A 538-nucleotide genomic window follows, 5' to 3' on the forward strand; every position below is an offset into this window, starting at 1 on the left:
ATGCGGTTGAGCGCGCGCGCGACCGAGCGGATCTCTTCCGGGCCGCGCTCGGGAAGTGGATCGGCTGTCCCGTCCAGGCTGAAATTTTCGGCCGCCTTTGCAAACGACGACAGGGGCGCCGCCAGCGCGCGCGCCGCCCACAGGCCGAGCACGGTGACGCAGATGAAGGTGGTCATCAGCGCCATCAGCCACGGTGCGCCCCAGAACCACGGCCGCGGGCCGCCACGGACCTGGCCGGCGATCACAGTGCCGTCGGGCAGCTGTACGCCGATGCGGTGCTCGCCGGCTTGGAGGGCGAGCTGCACCACCTTGTAGCCGCGGCCGAGATGGCGGCGGATCCCGTGCAAATGTTGGCCTTCGCTGTCGTCGACGACGTTCGCGGTGCCGGGCGCGAACGTCTCGATGTTGAGCTTCGGGAAGGCGCGCGCGAGATCTGCGATGAGGCGCGGCCGCTCGGCCTGCTCAGCCGAGCCGAGCAGCACCGCGGCGTCCGCCAATTGAGGCGCGCCGTCCGGCGCCGTGTCCGGGCGGTCCGGCC

General features: G+C 71.6%; 1 pseudogene. It reads right to left on the reverse strand.

What is annotated here, in order from left to right:
- Positions 1 to 538 (reverse strand): annotated as a pseudogene (locus tag FXB41_RS40420) (ATP-binding protein); the annotation flags it as partial.

This window comes from Bradyrhizobium canariense (assembly GCF_019402665.1).
GTDB classification, from domain to species: Bacteria; Pseudomonadota; Alphaproteobacteria; order Rhizobiales; family Xanthobacteraceae; genus Bradyrhizobium; species Bradyrhizobium canariense.